We start from the raw sequence: 25,207 nt of genomic DNA on the forward strand, positions 1-25,207 counted from the left end.
AGCATGCGAAAAATTAGAGATTAATAATAGATATATAATTTTAAAAAGTTCGTATATAAACGAAAACTTTTTTGTTATGAAAATAGAAAATAGTAAAATAAATGATATTGAAATTAAAAGTGGGAATTTATTAACGGATAAAGATGATAAATTGACTCATGGAATAGGATTAGAAAATGTAAAGAGGACTGTTTATAAATATGATGGAGAGATAAATGTGAATTATGATAATGATAAATTTATAGTAAAAATATTGATTCCATTACCAACTATGTAATAAAAAACACCAACCATGCGACTTGTATTGAAGCACTAAAATTAAACTGGTACTTTTAAGATATAAATTACTTATAAGGAGAAAAGAAATGAGTAAAATAGCTAAAAATACCGCATTAATTATGGTGTTAGGGATATTATGTAAGATACTTGGATTTGCTAGAGATATAGTATTAAGTTCTTTGTATGGAGTTGGTGGTTATGGAGGTATATATTTATCTGTAGTAAGTATACCAGATATAATATTTGCTTTAATTGGAACTTGTATAATGACTACATTTATACCTCTACATTATGAAATAAAAAATAAAGAAGGCGAAGAAAGAGCTAATAACTTTTTAAATAATGTATTTAATATAACAATAATAGTGAGTTTAATGATTACTTTATTTGGAGTATTCTTCCCCGAAGTAATAGTTAAGTTATTTGCTATGGGATTAAAAGGAGAACAATTTGATGTAGCTGTTAAATTTACAAGAATACTTATGATAGGTGGGTTTTTCACTGGTATTTCAGGACTTGTAACAGCATATTTAAATATAAATGAGGAATTTGCAATACCATCTATTGTGAGTATTCCTTTTAATATTATTGTAATAGCATCTATGTTTTTAAGTGTAAAAACAAGTCCATATGTAATGGTTATAGGAACTAGTATAGGTCTTACATCTAGATTTGTACTTCAAATTATATATGCATATAAAAAAGGATACAGATATAAACTTAAAATAGATTTTAAAGATAAATATTTAGGTAAAATGCTAATATTATCAACACCTGTATTAATTGGAGTTGCTGTAAATCAACTTAACACAGCGGTTGATAAAAGTATGGCTACAAAATTTGGAATTGAAAGTGTATCAGCTTTAAGCTATGCGGGTAAGTTAAACACATTTATAATGGGTATATTTATAGTATCATTATCATCGGTAATATATCCTAAGTTATCAGAGTTACTAGTAGATAAAGATAAAGATGGATTTGTAAGTATAATAACTAAAAGCATAAATATAGTGATTCTATTTATAATTCCTATATCAGCAGGAGCTATAATACTTTCAAATCCAATAGTTAGCATGTTATTTGAAAGAGGTAAGTTTGATAATAATGCTACGAATATGACAGCATTAGCTTTAACTGGATATTCTATCGGTATGATAGCATATGCACTTAGAGACATTTTAGGAAAGATATTTTATTCTTTAAAAGATACGAAAACTCCTATGGTAAATGGGATTATAGCTGTTGCTTTAAATATAATTATGGATATTTATTTTTCAAGAATGTTTGGCTATGCAGGATTGCCATTAGCTACAAGTATATCTTCGATTATATGTACAATTACCCTATTTATAAGTTTATATAAAAGAGCAGGTTATTTTGGACAAGATAAAATACTTTGGACACTTGGTAAATCATTATTTTCAGTAGTTATTATGAGTGTAGTTGTAATATTTACTTATAACAGCTTAACTATGGTTATAGGATCTACAGTAATAACATTAGCACTATCAATATCAATAGGAGGTTTAATTTACCTAGGATTGATGTATATACTGAAAGTAGATGAATTAAATATGATAATAGAAATGGGTATGAAGATTAAAGATAATTTAATACGCAAAATAAAAGATAAAAAATCAGAGTTAATATAATTAACTCTGATTTTTTTTATTAAGAAATATGAACTTTTTTATTTTTAAGTCTATTATTTATATATCTAGAACATAGTGTGTAAATTACACTGAAAAGTGGAACTCCAATAATTATTCCCAACACGCCAAAGGTAGAAGAACCTATAAATATAGGAACTAATATCCAAAAAGAAGATAATCCAATAGAGTTACCAACTACAAATGGATAAACTAAGTTACCTTCAATTTGCTGGATTACGACAATCATTATAATAAAGTATAAAGCGGTTATAGGTTTTACCATGAATATGATAAAAGCTGCTATTGCAGTTCCTATAAAGGTACCAAATATAGGTATTAAGTCAGCGATAGCTATTAATGTACTTACAAGAAGAGCATAAGGCATATTGAAAATACTCATTCCAATAAAACATAAAGTACCAAGTATAACTCCATCCGTACACTGACCTGCTATAAATCTAGAAAACTTAGATTGTATTAAGTGTGAAACATCAATAACTTTTTTAGCATTTGATTCACTTAAAAATGCATATAAAACTTTCTTACATTGGATTAGAAGTTTTTCTTTACTTAAAAGAATATAAATTGCAATTACAAATCCTATTACAAAATTTGTTACAGCGGATGTAATACCAAAAGTAATTCCTAATATATTAGATATAAAATAATTTGCAAATTTAATCACAAAGTTTGATAGTTTTTCCATTCCTGATAAAATATTTGAATGTAAACTACTTGATAAATTCATATGAGAAAAGTAGTTTGTAACATAAGATTGAAGAGAATCAATATATTGCGGAACTCCACTAACTAAACTAGAAGTACTTTTAACTAATTGAGGAACTACAAAGTTTACAAATGCACTTATAAATGTAAAAAGTATGATAAGTGTAAGTAGTAATGAAATTAATCTAGAAATTGTTTTAGTGTTTTTAAGTTTACTTTTTTTCAAAAGTGGATTTATTATTCTTTTTTCAAAAAATTTCATAGGTATATTTATTAAAAATGCAATAGCTATACCTATAATAAAAGGTTTAAAAACTGAAAGCGACTGACCTAATATACTTAAAACAGAAGTTATTTTTAAAAGTAAGAATGCTAAAACAATTATATAGGTTGATATGATGATTTGATTTTTTAGTTTGAAATCTTTCATAAAATTCTAACCTCCCTTTTTGATGAAAATTTAATTCTATCAACAGTATACAACAAATTTAGAGGTTTATAAAAAATAAAGTTAGATTTTAAAATAAAATAGTTTTAAAGTACTTGTTTATAAACATATATATTGTGGTAATATGATAAAATTATTTATATGAAAATAGATGTAAGGAGGGGATTATAGTGGAGACATATCTAGGAATTGATATAGGAGGAACTTCTATAAAATATAGTTTATATAATAATTATGGAGAAGAATTAAAAAGAGGATCAGAGTATATAAAAACACCAAAACATGATTTGGGGAAGCTTGTAAAAATCATTAGATATATAGTTGAAGAGTTTGAAAATGATAATATAGAGGGTATCGGACTTAGCATACCGGGATGTATAAACCCTGAGAGTGGTTATATTCAAGATGGAGGATCTATTAGAGCTCTAGATAAGGTAAATATAAAAGAGCTATTAAAAAAAGAACTAAATATAGAAGTTGAAGTTGAAAATGATGCAAATTGTGCATTACTAGCTGAAAAGTGGATTGGAAATGGTATGGAATGTAGTAATTTTATATGTATTACATTAGGTACTGGTATAGGTGGTGCATTATATATAAATGATAAGTTAGTTAGTGGAAATAATTATTTTTCTGGCGAGTTTGGATACATGATTGTTGATGGTATTTATGATAGGTATAAGGTGAAAACTTTAAATAAAGATAGCTCTACTATAACTTTTGTTAAAGAGGTAGCAAGTAAGAAAAATATGTACTATAAGGCTTTAGATGGTATTTCAATTTTCAATTTAATTAAGAGTAAGGATGAAGATGCAATTGAAATTTATAAAAAATGGATAAGAAGAATAGCTATATGTATTTATAATGTTGGGTTTATTATAGATCCAGAAAAAATTCTTATTGGTGGAGGAGTTAGCAATGAACCTGTGTTTATAAATGACATAAGATTAGAATTAAATAAACTATCTATAGAATTAATAAAAGAAATAGGAAGACTTGATAATTTAGCCTCTAAGTGGAATGTTGGAGCTTGTAAGTATTTAAATGACTCAGGTAAAATAGGTGCAGTATACAACTATATAGTTAGAAATAAATGTTAATTGGTTACACTGATCTTATCCTGGGTATGTTATAAATATTAATTTATAATTTTAGGAGGATAAAATTATGACTATAGCAGAAAAATTTAAACCTGCAGTTTCAAAAAGAATTTTGTTTTTTCTTGCAGCAGTTGTATGGGCAATAGCAGCAGATAGAGTTTTATCGATTGGAATAGGTGATATTTCAAAAAATGCACCTAATAAATATATATTTTTTTTAATAGGAATTATAGGAGCTTATTTTTTCTTTACAAAAGTATTTTTAAATATATATAAAAGAAATGTAGATAGAATAATAAACTCTGAACTAGAAAAACATTGTGCATTTTCATTTTTTGATTTAAAAGGTTTTTTAACCATGGCTTTCATGATAACTTTTGGAATATCATTAAGAAATGTTTCTTTTATACCTAAGCTATATTTAGGTACATTTTATATAGTTATTGGGTTAGCATTATTAGCATCTGCAATGATATTTTTAGGTGCATTTATTAAATTTGAAAGTATTCAACATAAATATACAAAATAGTTTTAAATATACATAAGTCATGTGAAAGCAAAGTTTATCTATTTACTTTTATATGGCTTTTTTATTTGAAGAATAAGTTGAAATTGATAGCATATATATTTATTTTATACTACAATTATTTGTAATTCAGTTGTTAGGGGGATTTTAATATGAAAGATATAATTTTAAAAAATGGAAAAAAAGCAACATTAAGATTTGCAATTAAAGAAGATGCACAAGCTATGATAAACTATTTAAATCAAATAGGTGGGGAAAGTGATTTTTTAACTTTTGGGGCAAATCAATTTAGTGGTACTTTAGAAGCGGAGCAAGCATGGATTGAAAGTTGTAATGATTCTGAGAACTCATCAATTATAGTTGCTATAATTGATGATGAATTAGTGAGTATAGCATCTATAAATTCTAATAAAAAAGAAAGAACAAAACATAATGGAGTATTGGGGATAAGTATTTTGAAGAAATATTGGGGAGAAGGGCTAGGCAGCGAATTACTAGATTTTTTAATAAATTGGGCTAAATCAAATTTAATTACAAAAAGAATTGAATTATTAGTTAGAGAAGATAATTATAGAGCAATAAAATTATATGAAAAATTTGGATTTATAAAAGAAGGAATGCATAAAGGTGATATGTATGTAAATGGGATTTATTATAATACTATAATTATGGCATTATATATAAGTTGATTTTTTTTATTAAAGATTGAATAAATTAGTAACCTTACCTCAATAATGTAATATAAAGGCAAAATTATTTAGGAAAGGGTGTTTATTTATATGGAAATTTTAAAAACTAGAAAGTTAAAAGAATCAGTATTTTGTAATACGTGTGAAAAGGAAAGAAAACATACTATAATAACGTACCAAAATATGAATGAAAACAATGAAGAATATACATTTGAAATGCAAAAATGTAAAGCTTGTGGAAAAGAACAATCATTAATTTAATATAAAGTATTATGACATAAAACAAAGAGGAGCATATCTTAAAATAGATAAGGCTCCTTTTTTAGTTAGGGCTTACTCTATACACTTGAAATTTATATGCATATATCCTTCAAATGCAGGTTGTGATTGTATTTCAGTTATGACACATTTTTTTATTTCACCATCTAATAATAAATCTATATTAAGATTATTATTACTATTTTCAGCGAATCTTAAAAATGGTGTCTTAGGTATTTGAATAGGGATGTCATTTTCTAGCATATGACCAGATATTAAACCTATTATATATCCAGCTTTTCTTATAGACTTATTTTTTTGATTTAAATCTCTTTTATAAACTTTTAGCATATCAAAAATCCCCCTTGAAAGAATTTATTAAATATAAACCTATACTAAATAGTATTTTACATAAAACAAATATATTCGCATTTTAAATATAATATCAAAAATTTAAAATATCACAATTATATGTAGGGGTTACGAGAATGAAATAAATATGAATGTATGGTAATATATAGGTCTACAGTATAATATTTAAAAGTTATATTAGAAGGGATAAAATATGGTAGGTGAATACATAAACCAAGTTATAAATAGTATGCCTTTTCCAGTATGGATAAAGGGTTTAGATAAAAGGATAAAATATGCTAATCAAAAATTTGATACTTTACATAAAATAGATTTACATAAAAATGAGAAAGCATATGATCAAATGTGTGATAGCTGTAAATTAAAAATTAAATGTAATGAAGCTATAGATAGAATTATAAAAGGGGAATCGATAGTTGAATTTGAAGTTACTATTCACAACAAAATAAACAAATGCTATATAAATAAATTTTTTGATAATAATGAAAAATTAATAGGTGTAATGGGCATGATTATAGACATAAGTAGTAGGATAGAACATCAAAGACAGCTAGAAGAACGAGAACATATATTAAGAACGATAATAGATACTATACCAGATTATATATTTTACAAGGATAAAGATTGTAGATATATTGGATACAATAAAAAATGGAAAGATTTTTATAATAAATTAGGTATAGATAGTATGATAGGCAAAAATGATTTTGAGAGTGGAGCTTTACCAAATGAATTAGCACAAAAGTTTGTAGAAGAAGATAAATATATAATGAATACTAAAAAAATAAAAATATCTGAACGAAAGATAGTTAATTCGGATGGTAGCGTAAGAATTGAAGAAACAACAAAGGTTCCAGTTATAAGTGGAGATGGCAAAGTATGGGGCATAGTAGGACTAGCTAGTGATGTCACAGAAAAAATAGAATTAAAGGAAAAATTAATTAAATTAAGTTATACAGATAGCTTAACACAGGTGTACAATAGAGCATGTTTTGAGGAAAAAATAAATGAGTTAAACAAAGAAGAATATCTTCCCATTGGAGTTATAATGGGTGATGTTAATGGATTAAAATTAGTAAATGATACATTTGGACACTTAGAAGGTGATAAACTTTTAATAGAAATTACAAATATACTTAAGCTCGTTGCAAATGAAGAGGATTATATATTTAGATGGGGCGGTGATGAGTTTGTAATACTTATGCCAAACTGTAATGAAGTTAGATGTGAGCAAGTAATTGCCAATATAATTGAAGAATGTAAAAAGTCACAATTTAATTTAATAGAAATGAGCATATCACTAGGAGCATCTATAAAAAATAAATTAAATATAGATATTTATGAAAATTTAAAAGAAGCCGAAGAAAAACTATATAGACAAAAGTTTTTGAAAGAAAAAAGTATAAGAAGTTCAATGATATTATCATTATGCCAATCTCTTCATGAAAAAAATGTTGAGACTCAGGCACACACTCAAAGACTAATAAAACATGCTATAGAAATAGGAAAAAAATTAGGATTTACAATAGCGCAATTAGATGAACTTGAATTAGTAACAAAGCTTCACGATGTAGGGAAGATTGGAGTTAGTGAAGATATATTATTAAAAAAACAAAAACTTAATGATGAAGAATTTAAAATGATTAAATCTCATACAGAAAAAGGTTATAGGATATTGCAAGCATCAAATGAGTTATCACATGTAGCAAGAGGTGTATTAACACACCATGAGAGGTATGATGGATGTGGATATCCACTAGGATTGAGCGGAGAAGAAATACCCATAATGGCGAGAATTGTAAATGTTGTAGACTCATATGATGCTATGACAAATGATAGAGGTTATAATAAAATTAAGTCAAAAAAAGATGCTATAAAAGAAATTGAAAAATGTAAAGGAAGTCAATTTGACCCAAATATAGCTGACATATTTATAAATATATTAAAACAAGAACAATTAAGATGAAAGTATCTTAAAGAGGTGATATATGAAATTTAATATCAAGAAAAAGTATGTACTTATAAGTATTTTATGCATAAGTACTTATTTTTTAGTATTAGGTATGGATAGGATAAATAAGATTAGATATGAGAAAAAGGAGTTATTAAAACAAGTTAAAAATGAAATTCATGAAGGTAAATATGATTTGGCAGAAGAAAAGTTAGATCAAATTATAATGGATAAATATAAGTTTACTCTTTTAAGTAGAGCTGATAAGTTTAATATATATAATTACTTGGGTGTAATAAATATGTTTCAAGGCGAAACGGTAAATGCGGTACAAATGTATGAAAAAGCAGATGAATATGTAAGTGTAGAAAATAAATACAAAATAGATATAAATTCTGCGATTGCGTATAGACATATGGGAGAATATTTAAAAAGTGCAGAGTTATTAATAGAAATAATAAAATCAGAAGATAAAAATAATCCAAGTGATGCACGTATAAAAACATATGCATTGCTTAATTTAGCAGAGATATATTTACATGTTGGTAATATGGATGAATTTAGCAAGATACTTATGACAATTGAAAAATATATAGATAAGTTGCCAGAATCTAATAAAGATGATCTTCTTATAATGTACTATTCAGATTTAATTATAAGAGATCTATATAATAATAAGTTTGATAATATAGATAATTACTTTAATAAAATTAATGAATTAGAATCTGATAATTATGAAATTTTTTATACTGAAAATAAGATGATGAGAAATAGAGCTTATGCTATTTACTATAAAAAAATTGGGAATATAGAAAAAGCTATACAATCATTCAAAGAACTTGAAAAATATGGACAAAAAGAAGGCGATTCTTATATATCTCAATTTGCTATAAGAGAAAGAATAGATATTTATAAGAAAATCGGTAATAATTTTGAATATAATAAATTAATAAAAAGATATTATGATGAAGACCAAAAAATAACTATTCTCAATGACAAACAGTATAAATTCCACTTAAATAATATGATGTGTGAAGACAATAAGGTAGATATAATGAAAAGAACAATGATTATGTTTATACTTATAAATGTAGTTCTTGTTATAATAGTAATACTTATTTATCAAAATATGAGGAAAACAAGATTAGATTCAATGAGAGATGGATTATGCAATATTTACAATAGACGATATTTAGAATTTTATAAACGTAATGCTAAACGTAAAGATTTTCCTATATCAGTATTAATGATAGATGTAGACTATTTTAAACTATATAACGATAATTATGGGCATCAAAAAGGTGATGAAGTCTTAAAGTGCGTAGCTAAAATTTTAGAAAATAGTTGTAGAGAAAATGATATGGTATTTAGATATGGAGGAGAAGAATTTTGTGTTATCCTTAAAGATATGCTTAAAGAAGAATCCATTATATTTGCAAAGCGAATAAAAGAAAATATATCACAAGAAAATATTAAACATGAATATTCTACTGTTAATGATTATATAACTATAAGTATTGGGATTTCGTCTGTTTATTCAAAGGAAAATCTTAAAGATGCTATTAATTTAGCAGACAAAGCTTTATATATATCTAAAGAAAATGGTCGAAATAAATATACTCATATAGAAAATATATAAATAGCGTAACCTAGGTTACGCTATTTATTTTTATTTAAATATATAATGAGTATATAAGATAAAGTTAAAAAATAGGAGGTAATATTATGGAAAATAAGATGTTTTGTTTTCAATGTCAAGAAACAGCAGGTTGTACAGGATGTACTAAATTTGGTGTTTGTGGAAAATCACCAGATTTAGCTAGAATGCAAGATCTTTTAATATATACAACAAAAGGATTATCAGAGGTTACGACAAGACTTAGAGCTGAGGAGAAAATAGTATCTGAGGATGTAAACAACTTAATAACTATAAATTTATTTACAACAATAACTAATGCAAACTTTGATGATATAGTATTTTATGAAAGAGTTGCAAAAACTTTAGCTATAAAAGAAGAGTTAATAGCTACTTTAGATAATAAAGAAAACTTATCTCAAGCTGCCATATGGAATTCAACAACTAAAGAAGAGATGGATGAAAAATCAACTAAAGTAGGAGTATTAGCTACTGAAAATGAAGATATAAGAAGTTTAAGAGAACTAATAATATATGGGCTAAAAGGAATGTCGGCATATATGAAACATGCTAATGCATTAGGCTATGATAGTGAAGAAGTTAATGCATTTATGCAAAGCACATTAGCTAAAACTTTAGACAATACTTTGACTGTAGATGAATTAGTAGCTTTAACATTAGAGACGGGTAAAGTAGGGGTAGACGGAATGGCTTTACTTGATAGTGCAAATACTGGAACATATGGTCATCCGGAAATAACTAAAGTTAATATAGGCGTTAGAAATAACCCAGGTATATTAGTATCAGGACATGATTTAAAAGATTTAGAACTATTATTAAAACAAACTGAAGGAACAGGCATAGATATTTATACTCATTCAGAAATGTTACCTGCACATTATTATCCTGCATTTAAGAAATATGATCATTTTGCAGGAAATTATGGAAATGCTTGGTGGAAACAAAAAGAAGAATTTGAAAGTTTTAATGGACCAATATTAATGACAACAAACTGTATCGTTCCTCCAAAAGATAGTTATAAAGATAGAATATATACTACTGGAGCTTCTGGATTTGAAGGATGTACTCATATAAAAGGAAATTCAGAAAATGATAAAGATTTTTCTGAAATAATAGAACATGCTAAGAAGTGTCAAGCACCTAAAGAAATAGAAACGGGAGAAATAATAGGTGGATTTGCACACAATCAAGTATTTGCACTTGCAGATCAAGTTGTTGATGCTGTTAAATCTGGAGCTATAAAAAAATTCTTCGTAATGGCAGGTTGTGATGGAAGAGCTAAATCAAGAGATTATTACACTGATTTTGCTAAGGCTTTACCAAAAGATACTGTAATTTTAACTGCTGGATGCGCTAAGTATAAGTATAATAAATTACCATTAGGAGATATAAATGGAATACCTAGAGTTTTAGATGCAGGTCAATGTAATGACTCTTATTCATTAGCTCTAATAGCATTAAAACTTAAAGAGGTATTTGAATTAGAAGATATAAATGAATTACCTATAGCATTTAATATAGCTTGGTATGAGCAAAAGGCTGTAATAGTATTATTATCTTTATTATACCTAGGAGTTAAAAATATACACTTAGGACCAACATTACCAGCATTTTTATCACCAAATGTAGCAAAAGTTTTAGTTGAAAACTTTGGGATAGGTGGAATAACTACTGTTGAAGACGATTTAAAAATGTTTTTAGGATAATATTTAAATAGATATTAAAAGGAGTTCATATTTGAACTCCTTTATTTTTGTTAACTATTAATATGTAATTATAGACTATTGAGTATATTGATCACTATCAATAAATATAATTTAGTATATAAGTAATCTTTACTTGGAGGTAGTTTATGAAAATTATTGCTAAAGCATCAAAATCTAAAAAAGCAAATATAAATAGTATACCAAACACAATAGCTTTTACTTTTATTAGAAGTTGGTTAACAGATAAAAAATATGAAAAAGAAAGAGAAAAATATTTTATAGGGAAATTGACATCATCAGAAGTTAGTTTAGCTATGAGAGAAATTAAATGGTTATCTAGAAACTATAAAGATTTGGATATTATAACTATAGAAGATAAAATTGGAAATATCACAAAAGTTATTGTATAGACAGTTTATTTTTATAGAAAGAAGGCATCTTAAATAGATGCCTTCTTTCTAATACGTTTTACACTATAGTTCAAAACTGAACGTTTATATCTTGCACCTTACCGTAGGATGCAAGGTATCTCAACAAAACAAATAAAATAAAACAAAGTCAGGAGTATGATATGTAATCTATCACACAATGTTCAAACTTAAGATATATTGAACACTTTAATTATATTCCTAATGGATAAATTTGTAAATAGTAAAAAAACTAACAAATATAAATTTTATTTATTTTTTATAACCATCAACAACTATATCTATTTTCCCGGTATCGGGACAAATAACTAGACCATGAATAATTATATCTTTAGGTGTTAGAGGGTGGTTTTTAACCATTTCAACACTATCTATTATAGATTCTTCTACAGATTCAAATCCATGAAGCCATTTTTTTATATCTATACCTGAATTTGAAAGTATATTTATAGTTTCATTAGAGATGCCTTTATCTACTATTTTATTTAATAAATCTTGAGTATTTAAATTACACATGCCACAGCCATCATGACCTATAATTAAAACTTCATCTACCTCGAATTCGTAAATTGCAACAATTATGCTTCTCATAATACTTCCAAAAGGATGAAGTACAGTAGCTCCAGCATTTTTAATTATTTTAGCATCTCCATTTTTAAGATTCATAGCTTTTGGAAGTAAATTAGTTAATCTTGTATCCATGCAAGAAAGAATAACTATTTTTTTATCTGGATGCTTTGATGTCTCATATTTTTCATATTCTTTATTTTTTATAAATTCTTTATTATAATCTAATATTGCATCTAATTTTCTATTTTCAATACTCATTAGAAATATCCCTCCACTAATATTTAATATAGTTTTTATAATTTTATAGCATGTTAAATAGTTTTACAAGTATTAAAAAATATATGCTTTTGTTATAAAAATGTTTGCATAATAAATTTTGGGTATATATAAAATATAAAATAAATGAGGAGGTTTTAGCAATGAGTAGAGATAGAATGAACTTTAGATCTGTAAAAGAAGATATAGAAAGAAAAGATTGTAATTACAAAGCAAAACAAAATGAAGAGAAAAATGAATTAAATAGAAAAGAACAAATGGAAAAATCTAAAGAACATAAATAGGAGGAATATCATGAGCAATTTAAATAAAGAAAAAAATAAATTAGAAAAAGTTATATCAGCAGAAGAAAGAGCATGTAACAAGATAGAAAGAAAATCTTGTGAATGTGATAAAAAAGAAAGTGAAATTAATAATAAATTAAATTATCAAGAAGCTCAAAAAGAGTCTAAAGCAGAACATAAAGCACAAAGAAAATTGGAAGTTGAAAATTTTGAGGAACAAAGATTAGAAAGAGAAATGAAAAAACATAGTAAATAGGGGTTTATAAGTTTGTATAAAATTATTTATGCAAGTATATAAGTATCTATTTATTAAAATAAAACATAAATTTAAGTGTGTACTTTTCTAAAATAGGGAAATGTACACACTTTTTAATTGAGAAATAAATAATAAATATAAAAATTATTGAAACTATAATTACAAATTAAAATGGTATAAGAAATCTTGTAATTACTTACATTAATTTTTATAAAGACATATTAAATTTAATATAAAGAGAAGGTATCTGTGAAGGAAAAGTTGAAATTAATAAAATACTTTTTTACTAATATAGGTTTTTCTATGTGATTAAATGGAAGTTTGTAATAGTCGTATTTATAAGGGGGATAAAATGGGGAAATATGCTTGTTTGGATATAGGTGGAACTTATATAAAATACTCTATATTAACAGAAGGATGTAAGTTTGTATTAAAAGATAAAACACCGACAATAAAAAATAATATGGATATACTAGAGAATATAAAAAATATAGTAAGGATTTGTAGTCAAAATGATGATATCCAGGGGATTTGCATATCAAGTGCAGGTATAATAGATAGTAAAAATGGTAAAGTTGTATCTGCAACATTGATACCAGGTTACTCTGGAATAGAGCTTAAAAAGGAATTAGAGGCTGAGTTTAGAATAAAATGTGAAGTGGAAAATGATGTAAATTGTATGGGAATTGCGGAAAGTTTTATGGGAGAAGCTAAAGATACATCTTCAAGTGTATGTATAACAGTAGGTACAGGTATAGGAGGATGTATAATAATTGATAAAAAGATTATACATGGATTTACAAACAGTGCCGGAGAATTAGGATATATGCATATAAAAAATTCTAGATTTAGTCAACTTGCAACTACAAGTTCTTTAGTAAGAAATGTATCACAGTTAAAAGATGAAAATTTATCAGGCGAAGAGATATTTAAATTAGCTAATTTGGGTGATGTAATTTGTATAAAAGAAATTGATGTTATGTTGGAAAATTTAGCTATAGGAATTGCAAATATTATATATATAATAAATCCTGAAGTTATAGTTCTTGGTGGGGGGATAATGGAACAAGAGGAATATATAAAACCAAGATTAGATATGAAATTAAGAAAAACAGTAGTAAGTGATATTTTAGAAAACACTGATATAAAATTTGCTAAAAATCAAAATGATAGTGGTATGATAGGTGCTTTAAAAAATTACCTACAAAAAAATAAATAAAAATCAAAAGATTAATAATAGATGTCTTTATAAAATTTATTTAGATCTATTATTAATCTTTATAAAATTAAAGTTTTTAAAAATTATCATTTGCATCTTTAAAATTTTTGCTTAACTTTCTAAGTAATCTTAAAAACTCTTTTTTTTCATCTTCTGTAAAATTGGCATATGCAGTTTCTTTTACTTGAGAAGAAATAAAATCAAATTTATCTTTTATATCAAATGCTTTTTTAGTTAAACTAATATAAGTAACTCTTTTATCTATACTACACTTATCTTTTTTTATATATCCTAAAGTAATTAACTTATTAACTAAAACTGTAACAGTAGATTTGTCTTTACCAATTTTTTGTGCAATTTCCTTCATAGTTAAGGGTCCTTCGCTTTCATAAAGAGCAGTAAGTATATTACCATGAGTAGGAATCAAATCATTCAAATCATTACTTTTTAATCTATTTTCTATAAACTTAATCATATTAGATTTAGTACGACTAATGAAATATACAATATATTTATCGTTCAAAGTAACACCTCCGTAAACAAGGTTAAAATATATTTATATAATATAATAACATATAAATATATACAGAAACTATATCTTTATATTAAAAAACCACTCATTTATAAAATTGTATAAAAGGTGGTTCAAATTTATTATTAAAATTATTTTAATCTAGGGTCTCCATCTTCAACATATTCTAATATATCACCTGGTTGGCATTCTAATATTTTACATAAAGCATCTAGTGTAGTGAACCTAACAGCTTTAGCTTTATTATTTTTTAGAATTGAAAGATTAGCCATAGTAATTCCAAGTTTCTCAGATAGCTCTGTAGAACTCATTTTTCTTTTTGCCATCATGACATCTAAGTTAACAATAATTGGCATATTAAAATTCCTTTCTATATTGTCTTATCATTTTCATCTTTAATATTTATAAATAATTTAAAAAGTTCAGAAGCTACTAAAGCTAAAAGTCCAATTGTTATAGCTACAAATGCAATTGCTATAAAAGGTCCAATCCAAAGTGTATTCTCAAAGAATGGTATATGGTTCTTTAAATACCATATGCATACAGAAAATATAAAAATTTCACTAAAAGAGCATATTGATATTTGTTTTAGAGCTTTGACTATTTTGTTTGAAAAAGGATTATTTTTAGCTATTAACCCACAAAGTCTTTTTAAGTTAAATAATGCTATAAGATAAGGAATACCACATAAATAAATACATGTGACAACAATCATTATAAGTTTATGGTCTAATATTGAATAATTACTTTTAAAGAAGGCTGTTACTATTAGGGGTGTTCCTAAAAGAAGTATACATGTAATTGTTATTCCTAACAATACGATTATGTTTAAAATTTTAGAAGTTGTGCTATTTTTCATAAAATTTACCTCATTTCCATTTTATTATGATTTTAATAATATATAATTATTTATTGAATGTCAATAAATAATTATATAAAAAGAATAAGCTATGAGTTTGAAAGTTAATGAATTTAATATTTATGAGTATTTATATAATGAAACAATAGGTTTATTTAGATTATAGTAAATAAAAACAGGGAATAAATAAAAAAGAATAAAAAATTTAAAAATAAAGAATTTAACTATAGATAATAAGGAGATATTAATATGATGAAATTAGCAACATTTGCAGGCGGATGTTTTTGGTGTATGTTTAAACCATTTAGTAAATATGAAGGAATTGAAAAAATAACTGCTGGGTATACAGGTGGTGAAATTAAAAATCCTACATATGATCAAGTTTGTCAAGAAACAACAGGTCATTTAGAAGCTATTCAAATTACTTATGATGATGAGATAGTTAAATATGAAGATTTATTAAATATATTTTGGAAACAAATAGATCCAACAGATTCACAAGGTCAATTTAATGATAGAGGAAGAAGGTACAAAACGGCTATTTTTTATCATGATGAAAATCAAAAAAACTTAGCTATTAAGTCGAAAAAGGAACTAGATGAAAGTAAATTATTTGATGATCCGATAATGACAGAAATATTACCAGCACAAACTTTTTATGTAGCTGAGGAATATCACCAAGATTATTATAAAAAAGAACCTATACATTATGAAATGTATTATAGAGGTTCTGGTAGATATGATTTTATAAAAAATAATTGGGACAAAAATAATAATGAAAGAAATATACTTAAAGAAAAGTTAACGCCTATACAATTTGAAGTAACTCAAAATGATAAAACAGAGGCAGCTTTTAGTAATGAATATTGGAATAATAAACAAGAAGGAATATATGTAGATATAGTAAGTGGTGAGGTTTTATTTACTTCCAAAGATAAATTTGACTCAGGATGTGGTTGGCCGAGCTTTACAAAACCTGTAAGTGAAAAAGTTTTGAGAGAAAAGAGCGATTTTTCTAATGATATGTATAGAATCGAGGTTAGAAGTACAAAAGCTAATTCTCACTTAGGTCATGTATTTGATGATGGACCAGAAGATCAAGGCGGACTTAGATATTGCATAAATTCAGCTGCACTTAAGTTTATACCAAAAGAAAATATGAAAAAAGAGGGATATGAAAATTATTTAAATTTACTAAACTAAAGTTTATTTTGTAACTATAATTTAACTAATTTTGGGTATAAAAAAGTTATAATTATGTTACAGATTATAAGAGGAAGTGAATTTAAATGAATAAAGTAATAGTTAATCCAATGGCTGAAGTATTTAAATATTTAGCAATATCTATATTATTTTGCTTTATAGGATATGGATTTGGTAAAATGTTTGTTCCTGAAAGTTTAGTAATGGTGGCAAATGTTATAGTTATAGTTGTAATAGTATGTTTATTGATTTTATGTTTAGTATCTAGAAAAGACAAGATACCATCTAGATTTAGTATGAATTGGGTATATTTATTTACGTTTATAAATGGAATATTATTATATCCAATACTTGAAATGTATATAGGTGGACTAGGAACTCAAGTTGTAATAAATATTTTAGTAGTTACTGCATTGATATTTTTTGTACTATCAATGGTAGCAAAAAAAGAAAAAAGTGATAAATATTTAAGATTAGGAAATACTTTATTTATAGGATTAATAGTCTTAATACCACTTTCTATAATTGCAGCATTTATGGGATATGGATTTTTTAATATAGTAGTTACTATTTTTAGTATAGCTATATTTAGTGGATATATATTATATGATGTAAGTTTGATAAAAAATGATATAGACAATGGAAATATAAATGATAGCAAAGATTTATCATTACATGTTCTTAATTTATACTTAGATTTTATAAATATATTCTTAGATTTATTGAACTTAATATATGACTTTAAAGAATAATATATTTCCCCTCTAGCCTTTTGCTAGAGGGGATTTTTAATAAAAGAAAGGAAATTTATATGAAAATTGGCGTGATTTCAGATACTCATGGACTTTTAAGAAGTGAAGTTAAAAGTAATTTAAGTGATTGTGACTTAATAATTCATGCAGGGGATATAGGTAAAATGGAAATAATAAAAGATTTAAATAAAATAGCTAATTGTGAATATGTAAAAGGAAATTGTGATAAAAGTATAGAGTTTAATGATGTAAGTGAGTTTAAAATTATTGAAATTAATAAAATTAAAATATATATAATTCACGATATAAGGAATATAGATAAAGATTTAAAATCATTAGGTATAAATATAGTTATATATGGACATTCACATAAAAAAGAATTTTACAAAAAAGATGGGATATTATATATAAACCCAGGTTCTGTAGGTCCTAGGAGGTTTAAACTTCCAACTACTATGAATAAGATAGAAATTAATGATGAAAATATAGAAAATATAAAGTTAGATTATATAGAAATATAGATGAAAAAAATGCATTAAGAGTTAACCTTTGATAAAATATTTTATAAAGAGATATACATATAATAATAGGAGGAATAAAATGGATAGGTTTGATAATTTTATAGACAAGCTAATAAACGATGTCCCTGAATTTATGAAAATAGAAGAAGATGGAGAAATATATTTATTTATAGATTATCTAATTAATAATCTAAATGATAAAGCTATGTCTTGGCTGTTTAAAGTTTATTTAGATAAAAAATTTAATATAATTGTTGAAGATGAATTAACGGAATATATTAAGGTTAAATATGATGATGAAAATTTAAAAATAGTTAATGTAAATGGAAATTTATTTCTAAATAAAGGGATAATAAGAGTTATTTTGAAAGAGTTAGAAATATCAAGTGAAGGTGAATATAATGAAGAAGAGTTAACGTTTTCTTTAAAATAGAGTTTATGCACCAAATTTTTTGAAAAAAATGATATAATTATATCAAAGAGGTAAAATAAAGATAAATTATTTTGGAGGGTTGTAGAGATGACTTTTAAATTAAGAGAGTATAAATCGCCTGATTTTACACAAGAAAGATTTGTTAAAGCGCCAGATGCAACATATGGAGTAGTTGAAAAAGATGGAGTAGCACCTGATAATTATCATGCTATGTCTATATATCCAGAGTATTTCAAAGTAAAAGGTGAGTGGGTATTGGCAGAAGAAACTAGAATGGACTGTGTACCTGTTATAACGGATGAAAATAAAATTGATGTTGTAGAATTTAGAAGACTTAAAGTAGGGGATAAAGTTGTTGTAGGAAGAACTGAGGATGCTGTAGATGGAATATATTTATATCCAAATGGATTCCAAAGTGAAGAAGAAGCTAAAGGCGATGTATTTGCTTTTAGATCAGGAAGATCAAGAGAAACATCATATACTAAAGATTATGAAAATATGTATGAGTTATTAAAATATGAAAAAGATCATGGATACATAGTATGGGTTCTAGGACCGGCAGCAGTGTTTTCTAAAGGAGCAAGAGATGCTATGGCATCTTTAATAGACAATGGATATGTAGATGCATTCTTAGGTGGAAATGCAGTAGCTACACATGATTTAGAAGCTGGAGTATTTGAAACGGCACTAGGACAACATGTTTATACACAAGAATCTATAAAAGATGGTCATTATCATCATCTAGATTTATTAAATAAAGCGAGAAAAGCTGGTTCTATAGAAAAGTTAATTGAAAATGAAAATATAAAAGATGGAATAATCCATGCTTGTGTTAAAAATAATGTTCCTATAGTTCTTGGAGGATCTATAAGGGATGATGGACCATTACCTATAGTTTATGGAGATGTCTATGAAGCACAAGATGCTATGAGAAATCATGTGAAAAAAGCTACAACAGTAATTTGTTTAGCTACTCAACTTCATACTATAGCTGTAGGGAATATGACTCCTTCATATAGACTTGTTGATGGTAAAATTAGACCAGTTAATTTTTACACTATAGATATTTCAGAATTTGCTGTTAATAAGCTAAGAGATAGAGGTAGTTTAGAAGTTATAACTATGGTTACTAATGTACAAGATTTCTTAGGAAAGTTAGCTGAAAACTTAGTTGATTAGTTTATAAAAAGGGATGTCTCAAAAAATGAGATATCTCTTTTTTTAATACATGTAGTAATTAAAATTTGGATGATAATTGATATAATGATAAAAAGTGTATATTATATAAAGAAAAAGATAATATATTTATATGAACAAAGATAATTAGGGTATTAGTTATTTTATGTATACTTAATTATATTTTGAATGGAAAGGATATGTATGTTTGGATATGTTAGAATAAATAAAATGGATTTAACTTTTAGAGAATTTGACACGTATAAAGGTTACTACTGTGGATTATGTAAATATTTAAAACAAAACCATGGTGAAATTTCTAGGTTATCATTAAATTATGATATAACATTTTTAATACTACTTTTAACATCTGTATATAGGCCTAAGTCTACAATAACTCAAGAGGTATGTATTGCAAATCCTGTTAAAAAGAAAGCTAGAATAGTAAATGAGATAACGGAATATGCTGCTAGTATGAATGTACTTTTAACTTACTATAAGCTAGAAGATAATTTAAATGATGATAAAGGAATAAAAGATATATTAGCATATAATATATACAAGGGTAAACTAAATAAAGCTTATGAAAAATATCCACAAAAAGCTGATTACATAAAGGAACAATTAGAAAATTTACAAGAATTTGAAACTAAAAAGAGTACTAATATAGATGAGGTATCAAATACTTTTGGAAACCTTATGGGTGAAATATTTGCATACAAAAATGATGAATATGAGTATGACTTAAGAAGGATAGGCTTTAATATAGGTAAGTACATATATACATTAGATGCATACGAAGATTTAGATAAAGATATAAAAAAAGGAAGATACAATCCATTTGTTGAATATGCTGATAGAAAAGATGAATTAAGTAAAAGGGTAGATAAACTTATTTCTATAAGTTTAGGATATTTAACACAGTCTATAGATAAATTACATATTAAAACTAATGTAAACATAATAGAAAACATAGTTTATTCAGGAGTTTATCTTAGATATAAAAATATATTGAATAAAGGGTGTGAAGTTAATGTACAGTAATCCTAGTTATAATGAAAAATTAAATTTAGCTAATAATTTTATCAACAATCAAGAATTTAAAAAGGCTTATGATTTGTTATCTTCTATAGCTGATAAAAGTAGTTCTAAGTGGTTTTATTTGATGGGAGTAGCATCGCTGAACTTAGGCTATTATGAACAAGGAGAAGAATTTTTAAACAAAGCGACTTCTTTGAGTCCAGAAAATAAAGATTATGAATCTGCTATATTAAGATACAACAACAATTATGATAACTATGATAGAAGAGCAAGAAATTATAATAGAAGAAGACGTAGTGATTTAGATGGATGTTGTTGTTGCTGCTGTTGTGATGATTGTTGCTGTGGAGATGATTGTTGTGAAACTTGTACTAAATTATGGTGTTTAGATAGTATATGTGAATGTTTTGGTGGAGACTTCATAGAGTGCTGTTAAGGGTGATAGTATATGAGTAAAAAAATAGCATATGGAGGGATTCTTCTAGCTGTAAATATTATTTTGTTATTACTTTCTAACATAATACCTATGAATACTTTGTTTTTTATGGGTTTAGCATCGTTATTGATATCTATTATTATAGTTGAGTATGGAGTTAAGATGGGTATAGCGTTTTATATAGCATCATCTATATTAAGCTTTTTAGTTATATCCAATAAGGCACAATGGTTACTATATATATTTACATTTGGTATTTATGGTTTAATTAAATATTTAATTGAAAGAGATAGGCCTTTGTTTATAGACTTATTTTTGAAATTGATATTTGCAAATATATCAGTTTTTGCATTGTACTTCATATTAAGAAGTATAATATTTATACCTGTAAATATATTCACAATATGTGCATTTCAGATAGTATTTTTAATATATGACTATGTATACACTTTGTTTATAGAATATTACGATGAAAAATTAAGAAAAATAATGAAACTAAGATAAATTAAAAAACACTCTTTTATATTTGAAAAGAGTGTTTTTTGACGTGATTTCCTGGGAAATTACAAATTATATCAAATTAAAATGTTGTAATTGCACGTTTTCAAGTGGTTTTCTACATGATTTACAACAATATATAGACTTATCATCTTCGAAAACATCATGATCTTTATTAAAGTTTACGATTACTTCTTTTAGAATTCCTGAAGTAGGTAAATGAGTGCTACAAGTAATGCAGTTTTCGATATTAAGAATATTTTCAAGTTTAGTTGGTGTAATCTCTGGTATTTCCTTTTTGCAACTAGCACAAACAATTGTATCTAATTCTTTTGGATTAGACCTAATAAGTTTTCTATGAGAAACAGAGTAAGTGCAAGTTGAAGAAATAAAAACATTATATCCAAATTGGAATATGTTTGAATTACAGTGGGGGCAATTGTAAGTAGACCCAACGTAATCATTATTAAATTTTACAGAATTATTTTCTGAACATTCGAAGCTAAGTTTAGTTTTATTTTCAACTTCTACTTTGTTTTCACCGGATAAATAAGCTAGAACATCATAAGAACCTTCTGTACGAGCAACATCTATTAGATGGTTTTTTATAGAATTAAAAGCTTTGTTTTTTGAGCTATTTTTTAAATCAAAATTATTTTTCTCTACAGCATACTTTATTATAGATAAAAAATTATATTTAGCTGCAAAGAATAAACCCATTTCATCAAAGTTTTTATCAGAAGACTTTTCTAAAAAATCAAGCCATAAATCTGGGTTATCTAAATATAGTGTTTTACTTAAAGACTCTATATCATCATTAAGTTTATTTATAAATTCTTTATTGTTAGTTAAATCCATTAATACCTCCTAGTAAATACTACATATCTAAAACTTCAACAGAAGCAGGTAATTGATAAATTAAATCTTTTCTTTCAATTATTATTTTAGATATATTTTTTATAGTTTCATCATTATTTATTTGATGAAGCAATTCTTTAGTTGGATTTATAGCTATAGGATTTCCAACTCTTCTAAGCATATTTATATCTCCGTTTGTATCTCCGTATGCATATGACTTAGATAAATCTAAATTGTATTTTTCAACAAAATCATTTATAGCAATATTTTTACTAGCTGAATCCCACATAGGAATTACCTCTCCGTTAAACTTATCATTTTCAAACACATAAGTGCTTCCTATAAAATCAGTTGCATTATATTTTTTAGCCATCTTAGACACTAAAAAATCAGGGCTTCCAGATATAAATATAACTACATGACCTTGATCTAAATGCCATTTTATTTGAGAACGAGTATACTTATAAACTCTATCAGATTTAAGTTTTATAACTTGATTACTAGTAAAATTGATAGAACATAAATCTAAACCTTTTAAAGATTCTACGTATATATCACATACTTCAAAAAGATAATCATCATAATTACCTTGTCTTTTATCCCAGTTAACAAATGTATCTCTGGCATTAGTTAACCATACCTTTTCATCTACGATTTCATATCTTATAAGTTTCTTGAAGTGTTCAACCATTAATGAATCTCGATATAAAGTCCCATCTATATCGAAGAATGCTGCTGTTTTTTTCATATATATCACCTCAATCAGTACGATTTTTTCTTTTATCTATTATATTATAAAATCGGCATAGAGTTGTAAAAATATAAGAAATAATTTAAAATTAATTTTTAAATGGGTATATTTAAAAGTATGCTGATTGAATTGAGTATACAGTCGGTAAAAAAATATGGTGAAACATACATATTTAAGAAAGGGTGTTTGATAAAATGAAATTCATTTTTGCAAAGGTAACCAATTCGAGATTAATGGGGAGTATGGGACTTATAATCGGATGGGAAGATGATGAAGATATACTATATCAATATTTTTTAATAGATGCAGAAGGATTAGGAATAGCTGATTATGTAAGTTTAAGAAATGCTTCATATGAGGATTTAAATAAAGAACAAGAAAGATTAATGGGAGGATTAGGATCAGATAGAATACAAATTACTAAAGAGGAAGCTTTAAGTCTAGTTAATTACTATGGACAAAAATCTATTTATTGGAACAAAGAGTTGCCAGGAAATGTTGATGAGTATATAGACATTATAAAAAAGTATAAAGCTGAGATTGATATATTTGACTTATATCCTAAAATATGCAAAAAAATAGATACAGATATAGAATTTATAAATTATATGACCATGAGGTTTATAGCATGGGATAAAGATAGTTTAAAGTATTTTTCTAACAATGAAGACATAGCAAACATGCATATAACTAATATAAATGGAGCTTTACTTAAAAATAAAGTTATTAAAAAAGATGATAATACATATGTTTGTGATGTTTTGTATGAAGATAATGATGGATATTATACTTGTAAATTAGCTTTTCATATAAGCTATGAAAATGAACAATACAAAATAAACTCATTGATGTTTGCTGATAAAGAAGGTATATATGATTTTGAGGTATTTGATGAAATATCTAAATTTGAATATATAGCAATTTATGATTTGAAAAATAAAGATGAATTTGTAGATAAATTTTATAAATTGAATCCGTTTGTACTTAAAAGTGATTTAGATTTAGGAACTTTATTTACTAGATTCAATTTTGATAACAATCATGTAAAAGAAGAAACATATGTAATAAATAACGATTTAACTGCCCTATATTATCAAATGAGTGATAAGTTTTTTGTGGCTACATACAACGAGAAAGATAGGTTATATATAAATAAATTACTTCAATGTAATTTTGCAGACTATATAGAATTAGAAGAAGAAATGTTCTTTGAACAAAACGTGTTATATGAGTTTGTTGAATCTGAATCTGAAGACTTTTATGATTTTCTTGATTAAATTTGATTTTGCTATTATTTTATTGTAAAATAGTGTTAATTTATACATGATTTGGGTATAAAGTGAGTATAAACAAATTTGGAGGAGATAACATGAACTTAGCACAAAAATTAGAGCAAAAAAGAAGAGCTAAAAAAATAGCTGAAAGAAACAAAAAGATGAAGATAGCAACTGCAGGGATAGCAGCAGGAATAACAGCAGGGGCTTTAGGTGGAATATTATTAGCTCCTAAGTCAGGAAAAGAAACAAGATTAGATATAAAGGATAAATCACAGCAAGTTGCAAATACAGTGAATGAAAAATCACAACAAGCTAAGGTTAAAGTTAATGAGCAATTAAACATGGGAAAAGAAAACTTCCAAGAATCAAAGAAAAAAATAAAAGAATACTTACAAACTAAGAAAAATAAAAATGTAGAAGATAATACGGAAGAAATTCCTCAAATAGAAACAAGCGAAGCGGTAGAGGCTTAA

General features: G+C 25.7%; 31 protein-coding genes. 23 read left to right on the forward strand and 8 right to left on the reverse strand.

Translation table 11 applies throughout. From position 1 onward, the window contains the following. Positions 1 to 277: GHKL domain-containing protein (locus ACRCYC_RS08030; RefSeq protein WP_438618604.1), on the forward strand; the 277-nt coding region annotated here is incomplete at its 5' end. Positions 278 to 365: 88 nt separating this feature from the next. Next, positions 366 to 1,931 (forward strand): murein biosynthesis integral membrane protein MurJ, encoded by a 1,566-nt coding sequence (gene murJ, locus ACRCYC_RS08035; protein ID WP_438618606.1) that lies wholly within the window; start codon positions 366 to 368, stop codon positions 1,929 to 1,931. A gap of 19 nt (positions 1,932 to 1,950) precedes the next feature. Here the strand turns inward: murJ and ACRCYC_RS08040 are convergent, their stop codons facing one another. Next, entirely contained in the window at positions 1,951 to 3,087 is a 1,137-nt protein-coding gene (locus ACRCYC_RS08040; RefSeq protein ID WP_438618607.1) for an AI-2E family transporter, read from the reverse strand. Between the two features lie 188 nt (positions 3,088 to 3,275). Between ACRCYC_RS08040 and ACRCYC_RS08045 the strand changes: the two genes are divergently transcribed. The 4 genes from ACRCYC_RS08045 to ACRCYC_RS08060 all read left to right on the forward strand — a co-directional run bounded on the left by ACRCYC_RS08045 (position 3,276) and on the right by ACRCYC_RS08060 (position 5,681). Then, the gene (locus ACRCYC_RS08045; protein WP_438618608.1) at positions 3,276 to 4,205 is read left to right on the forward strand and encodes an ROK family protein; all 930 of its coding nucleotides are present in this window, start codon (positions 3,276 to 3,278) and stop codon (positions 4,203 to 4,205) included. Positions 4,206 to 4,272: 67 nt separating this feature from the next. Continuing rightward, the gene (locus ACRCYC_RS08050; protein ID WP_438618609.1) at positions 4,273 to 4,734 is read left to right on the forward strand and encodes a hypothetical protein; all 462 of its coding nucleotides are present in this window, start codon (positions 4,273 to 4,275) and stop codon (positions 4,732 to 4,734) included. Positions 4,735 to 4,883: 149 nt separating this feature from the next. Further along, positions 4,884 to 5,420, forward strand: coding sequence for a GNAT family N-acetyltransferase (locus ACRCYC_RS08055; RefSeq protein ID WP_438618610.1), 537 nt, complete (start codon positions 4,884 to 4,886; stop codon positions 5,418 to 5,420). 90 nt (positions 5,421 to 5,510) lie between these two features. Further along, entirely contained in the window at positions 5,511 to 5,681 is a 171-nt protein-coding gene (locus ACRCYC_RS08060; RefSeq protein WP_438618611.1) for a hypothetical protein, read from the forward strand. 72 nt (positions 5,682 to 5,753) lie between these two features. Here ACRCYC_RS08060 and ACRCYC_RS08065 read toward each other — a convergent pair whose 3' ends face one another. After that, complete coding sequence (locus tag ACRCYC_RS08065; RefSeq protein WP_438618612.1) at positions 5,754 to 6,029, reverse strand: hypothetical protein; 276 nt, start codon at positions 6,027 to 6,029, stop codon at positions 5,754 to 5,756. A gap of 214 nt (positions 6,030 to 6,243) precedes the next feature. Between ACRCYC_RS08065 and ACRCYC_RS08070 the strand changes: the two genes are divergently transcribed. The 4 genes from ACRCYC_RS08070 (at position 6,244) to ACRCYC_RS08085 (ending at position 11,774) form a co-directional block, all read left to right on the forward strand. Then, a complete protein-coding gene (locus tag ACRCYC_RS08070; RefSeq protein ID WP_438618613.1) occupies positions 6,244 to 8,016 on the forward strand; it encodes an HD domain-containing phosphohydrolase in 1,773 nt (590 codons plus the stop codon). A gap of 22 nt (positions 8,017 to 8,038) precedes the next feature. Continuing rightward, the gene (locus ACRCYC_RS08075) at positions 8,039 to 9,640 is read left to right on the forward strand and encodes a diguanylate cyclase (protein WP_438618615.1); all 1,602 of its coding nucleotides are present in this window, start codon (positions 8,039 to 8,041) and stop codon (positions 9,638 to 9,640) included. An 86-nt stretch (positions 9,641 to 9,726) separates the two neighbouring features. Further along, positions 9,727 to 11,364 (forward strand): hydroxylamine reductase, encoded by a 1,638-nt coding sequence (hcp, locus tag ACRCYC_RS08080; protein ID WP_438618616.1) that lies wholly within the window; start codon positions 9,727 to 9,729, stop codon positions 11,362 to 11,364. Positions 11,365 to 11,510: 146 nt separating this feature from the next. Next, positions 11,511 to 11,774 carry a hypothetical protein gene (locus tag ACRCYC_RS08085; protein ID WP_438618618.1) on the forward strand — a complete coding sequence of 88 codons (264 nt, stop codon included), beginning with the start codon at positions 11,511 to 11,513 and terminating at the stop codon, positions 11,772 to 11,774. A gap of 270 nt (positions 11,775 to 12,044) precedes the next feature. Here ACRCYC_RS08085 and ACRCYC_RS08090 read toward each other — a convergent pair whose 3' ends face one another. Next, the gene (locus ACRCYC_RS08090) at positions 12,045 to 12,620 is read right to left on the reverse strand and encodes a beta-class carbonic anhydrase (RefSeq protein ID WP_438618619.1); all 576 of its coding nucleotides are present in this window, start codon (positions 12,618 to 12,620) and stop codon (positions 12,045 to 12,047) included. Between the two features lie 161 nt (positions 12,621 to 12,781). Here ACRCYC_RS08090 and ACRCYC_RS08095 point away from each other — a divergent pair, with 161 nt between their 5' ends. The 3 genes from ACRCYC_RS08095 to ACRCYC_RS08105 all read left to right on the forward strand — a co-directional run bounded on the left by ACRCYC_RS08095 (position 12,782) and on the right by ACRCYC_RS08105 (position 14,397). Beyond that, positions 12,782 to 12,922 carry a hypothetical protein gene (locus tag ACRCYC_RS08095; RefSeq protein ID WP_438618620.1) on the forward strand — a complete coding sequence of 47 codons (141 nt, stop codon included), beginning with the start codon at positions 12,782 to 12,784 and terminating at the stop codon, positions 12,920 to 12,922. 10 nt (positions 12,923 to 12,932) lie between these two features. Next, complete coding sequence (locus ACRCYC_RS08100; RefSeq protein ID WP_438618621.1) at positions 12,933 to 13,178, forward strand: hypothetical protein; 246 nt, start codon at positions 12,933 to 12,935, stop codon at positions 13,176 to 13,178. A gap of 352 nt (positions 13,179 to 13,530) precedes the next feature. Continuing rightward, positions 13,531 to 14,397: an ROK family protein gene (locus ACRCYC_RS08105; RefSeq protein ID WP_438618622.1), complete on the forward strand. Its 867-nt coding sequence runs from the start codon at positions 13,531 to 13,533 to the stop codon at positions 14,395 to 14,397. A gap of 76 nt (positions 14,398 to 14,473) precedes the next feature. Here the strand turns inward: ACRCYC_RS08105 and ACRCYC_RS08110 are convergent, their stop codons facing one another. The 3 genes from ACRCYC_RS08110 to ACRCYC_RS08120 form a co-directional block, all read right to left on the reverse strand. Further along, positions 14,474 to 14,920, reverse strand: a complete 447-nt coding sequence (locus ACRCYC_RS08110) for a MarR family winged helix-turn-helix transcriptional regulator (RefSeq protein WP_438618623.1) — start codon at positions 14,918 to 14,920, stop codon at positions 14,474 to 14,476. A gap of 140 nt (positions 14,921 to 15,060) precedes the next feature. Beyond that, positions 15,061 to 15,285: a helix-turn-helix domain-containing protein gene (locus ACRCYC_RS08115; RefSeq protein WP_438618624.1), complete on the reverse strand. Its 225-nt coding sequence runs from the start codon at positions 15,283 to 15,285 to the stop codon at positions 15,061 to 15,063. Between the two features lie 14 nt (positions 15,286 to 15,299). Continuing rightward, positions 15,300 to 15,788: a DUF2975 domain-containing protein gene (locus ACRCYC_RS08120; protein WP_438618625.1), complete on the reverse strand. Its 489-nt coding sequence runs from the start codon at positions 15,786 to 15,788 to the stop codon at positions 15,300 to 15,302. Between the two features lie 249 nt (positions 15,789 to 16,037). Here ACRCYC_RS08120 and msrB point away from each other — a divergent pair, with 249 nt between their 5' ends. The 8 genes from msrB (at position 16,038) to ACRCYC_RS08160 (ending at position 21,854) form a co-directional block, all read left to right on the forward strand. Next, positions 16,038 to 16,991, forward strand: a complete 954-nt coding sequence (gene msrB / locus ACRCYC_RS08125) for a peptide-methionine (R)-S-oxide reductase MsrB (RefSeq protein WP_438618626.1) — start codon at positions 16,038 to 16,040, stop codon at positions 16,989 to 16,991. Between the two features lie 86 nt (positions 16,992 to 17,077). Then, positions 17,078 to 17,743 carry a Bax inhibitor-1/YccA family protein gene (locus ACRCYC_RS08130; protein ID WP_438618627.1) on the forward strand — a complete coding sequence of 222 codons (666 nt, stop codon included), beginning with the start codon at positions 17,078 to 17,080 and terminating at the stop codon, positions 17,741 to 17,743. A gap of 59 nt (positions 17,744 to 17,802) precedes the next feature. Next, positions 17,803 to 18,264, forward strand: coding sequence for a metallophosphoesterase family protein (locus tag ACRCYC_RS08135; protein WP_438618628.1), 462 nt, complete (start codon positions 17,803 to 17,805; stop codon positions 18,262 to 18,264). A 79-nt stretch (positions 18,265 to 18,343) separates the two neighbouring features. Then, entirely contained in the window at positions 18,344 to 18,697 is a 354-nt protein-coding gene (locus tag ACRCYC_RS08140) for a hypothetical protein (protein WP_438618629.1), read from the forward strand. An 87-nt stretch (positions 18,698 to 18,784) separates the two neighbouring features. After that, positions 18,785 to 19,876 carry an ornithine cyclodeaminase family domain gene (locus ACRCYC_RS08145; protein ID WP_438618630.1) on the forward strand — a complete coding sequence of 364 codons (1,092 nt, stop codon included), beginning with the start codon at positions 18,785 to 18,787 and terminating at the stop codon, positions 19,874 to 19,876. A 186-nt stretch (positions 19,877 to 20,062) separates the two neighbouring features. Continuing rightward, the gene (locus ACRCYC_RS08150) at positions 20,063 to 20,917 is read left to right on the forward strand and encodes a DUF5685 family protein (protein ID WP_438618631.1); all 855 of its coding nucleotides are present in this window, start codon (positions 20,063 to 20,065) and stop codon (positions 20,915 to 20,917) included. Beyond that, positions 20,907 to 21,350, forward strand: coding sequence for a hypothetical protein (locus ACRCYC_RS08155; protein WP_438618632.1), 444 nt, complete (start codon positions 20,907 to 20,909; stop codon positions 21,348 to 21,350). The genes ACRCYC_RS08150 and ACRCYC_RS08155 overlap by 11 nt, the downstream gene beginning before the upstream one ends. Positions 21,351 to 21,362: 12 nt before the next feature. Continuing rightward, complete coding sequence (locus tag ACRCYC_RS08160) at positions 21,363 to 21,854, forward strand: hypothetical protein (RefSeq protein WP_438618633.1); 492 nt, start codon at positions 21,363 to 21,365, stop codon at positions 21,852 to 21,854. Between the two features lie 66 nt (positions 21,855 to 21,920). Here the strand turns inward: ACRCYC_RS08160 and ACRCYC_RS08165 are convergent, their stop codons facing one another. Both ACRCYC_RS08165 and ACRCYC_RS08170 read right to left on the reverse strand, forming a co-directional pair. Next, positions 21,921 to 22,706, reverse strand: coding sequence for a hypothetical protein (locus ACRCYC_RS08165; RefSeq protein ID WP_438618634.1), 786 nt, complete (start codon positions 22,704 to 22,706; stop codon positions 21,921 to 21,923). Between the two features lie 19 nt (positions 22,707 to 22,725). Continuing rightward, complete coding sequence (locus tag ACRCYC_RS08170; protein WP_438618635.1) at positions 22,726 to 23,454, reverse strand: HAD family hydrolase; 729 nt, start codon at positions 23,452 to 23,454, stop codon at positions 22,726 to 22,728. Between the two features lie 197 nt (positions 23,455 to 23,651). Between ACRCYC_RS08170 and ACRCYC_RS08175 the strand changes: the two genes are divergently transcribed. Both ACRCYC_RS08175 and ACRCYC_RS08180 read left to right on the forward strand, forming a co-directional pair. Beyond that, positions 23,652 to 24,734, forward strand: coding sequence for a hypothetical protein (locus ACRCYC_RS08175; RefSeq protein ID WP_438618636.1), 1,083 nt, complete (start codon positions 23,652 to 23,654; stop codon positions 24,732 to 24,734). Positions 24,735 to 24,826: 92 nt separating this feature from the next. Continuing rightward, positions 24,827 to 25,207, forward strand: coding sequence for a YtxH domain-containing protein (locus ACRCYC_RS08180; RefSeq protein WP_438618637.1), 381 nt, complete (start codon positions 24,827 to 24,829; stop codon positions 25,205 to 25,207).

This window comes from Paraclostridium sp., assembly GCF_051657365.1.
Taxonomy (GTDB): domain Bacteria; phylum Bacillota; class Clostridia; order Peptostreptococcales; family Peptostreptococcaceae; genus Paraclostridium.

Excerpts from the sequence above, each read along its gene's own strand:
- murJ (WP_438618606.1), top strand. The coding sequence starts at position 366 with ATGAGTAAAATAGCTAAAAATACCGCATTAATTATGGTGTTAGGGATA.
- ACRCYC_RS08040 (WP_438618607.1), bottom strand. The coding sequence starts at position 3,087 with ATGAAAGATTTCAAACTAAAAAATCAAATCATCATATCAACCTATATA.
- ACRCYC_RS08050 (WP_438618609.1), top strand. The coding sequence starts at position 4,273 with ATGACTATAGCAGAAAAATTTAAACCTGCAGTTTCAAAAAGAATTTTG.
- ACRCYC_RS08055 (WP_438618610.1), top strand. The coding sequence starts at position 4,884 with ATGAAAGATATAATTTTAAAAAATGGAAAAAAAGCAACATTAAGATTT.
- ACRCYC_RS08060 (WP_438618611.1), top strand. The coding sequence starts at position 5,511 with ATGGAAATTTTAAAAACTAGAAAGTTAAAAGAATCAGTATTTTGTAAT.
- ACRCYC_RS08065 (WP_438618612.1), bottom strand. The coding sequence starts at position 6,029 with ATGCTAAAAGTTTATAAAAGAGATTTAAATCAAAAAAATAAGTCTATA.
- ACRCYC_RS08070 (WP_438618613.1), top strand. The coding sequence starts at position 6,244 with ATGGTAGGTGAATACATAAACCAAGTTATAAATAGTATGCCTTTTCCA.
- ACRCYC_RS08075 (WP_438618615.1), top strand. The coding sequence starts at position 8,039 with ATGAAATTTAATATCAAGAAAAAGTATGTACTTATAAGTATTTTATGC.
- hcp (WP_438618616.1), top strand. The coding sequence starts at position 9,727 with ATGGAAAATAAGATGTTTTGTTTTCAATGTCAAGAAACAGCAGGTTGT.
- ACRCYC_RS08085 (WP_438618618.1), top strand. The coding sequence starts at position 11,511 with ATGAAAATTATTGCTAAAGCATCAAAATCTAAAAAAGCAAATATAAAT.
- ACRCYC_RS08090 (WP_438618619.1), bottom strand. The coding sequence starts at position 12,620 with ATGAGTATTGAAAATAGAAAATTAGATGCAATATTAGATTATAATAAA.
- ACRCYC_RS08095 (WP_438618620.1), top strand. The coding sequence starts at position 12,782 with ATGAGTAGAGATAGAATGAACTTTAGATCTGTAAAAGAAGATATAGAA.
- ACRCYC_RS08100 (WP_438618621.1), top strand. The coding sequence starts at position 12,933 with ATGAGCAATTTAAATAAAGAAAAAAATAAATTAGAAAAAGTTATATCA.
- ACRCYC_RS08105 (WP_438618622.1), top strand. The coding sequence starts at position 13,531 with ATGGGGAAATATGCTTGTTTGGATATAGGTGGAACTTATATAAAATAC.
- ACRCYC_RS08115 (WP_438618624.1), bottom strand. The coding sequence starts at position 15,285 with ATGCCAATTATTGTTAACTTAGATGTCATGATGGCAAAAAGAAAAATG.
- ACRCYC_RS08120 (WP_438618625.1), bottom strand. The coding sequence starts at position 15,788 with ATGAAAAATAGCACAACTTCTAAAATTTTAAACATAATCGTATTGTTA.
- msrB (WP_438618626.1), top strand. The coding sequence starts at position 16,038 with ATGATGAAATTAGCAACATTTGCAGGCGGATGTTTTTGGTGTATGTTT.
- ACRCYC_RS08130 (WP_438618627.1), top strand. The coding sequence starts at position 17,078 with ATGAATAAAGTAATAGTTAATCCAATGGCTGAAGTATTTAAATATTTA.
- ACRCYC_RS08135 (WP_438618628.1), top strand. The coding sequence starts at position 17,803 with ATGAAAATTGGCGTGATTTCAGATACTCATGGACTTTTAAGAAGTGAA.
- ACRCYC_RS08140 (WP_438618629.1), top strand. The coding sequence starts at position 18,344 with ATGGATAGGTTTGATAATTTTATAGACAAGCTAATAAACGATGTCCCT.
- ACRCYC_RS08145 (WP_438618630.1), top strand. The coding sequence starts at position 18,785 with ATGACTTTTAAATTAAGAGAGTATAAATCGCCTGATTTTACACAAGAA.
- ACRCYC_RS08150 (WP_438618631.1), top strand. The coding sequence starts at position 20,063 with ATGGAAAGGATATGTATGTTTGGATATGTTAGAATAAATAAAATGGAT.
- ACRCYC_RS08155 (WP_438618632.1), top strand. The coding sequence starts at position 20,907 with ATGTACAGTAATCCTAGTTATAATGAAAAATTAAATTTAGCTAATAAT.
- ACRCYC_RS08160 (WP_438618633.1), top strand. The coding sequence starts at position 21,363 with ATGAGTAAAAAAATAGCATATGGAGGGATTCTTCTAGCTGTAAATATT.
- ACRCYC_RS08165 (WP_438618634.1), bottom strand. The coding sequence starts at position 22,706 with ATGGATTTAACTAACAATAAAGAATTTATAAATAAACTTAATGATGAT.
- ACRCYC_RS08170 (WP_438618635.1), bottom strand. The coding sequence starts at position 23,454 with ATGAAAAAAACAGCAGCATTCTTCGATATAGATGGGACTTTATATCGA.
- ACRCYC_RS08175 (WP_438618636.1), top strand. The coding sequence starts at position 23,652 with ATGAAATTCATTTTTGCAAAGGTAACCAATTCGAGATTAATGGGGAGT.
- ACRCYC_RS08180 (WP_438618637.1), top strand. The coding sequence starts at position 24,827 with ATGAACTTAGCACAAAAATTAGAGCAAAAAAGAAGAGCTAAAAAAATA.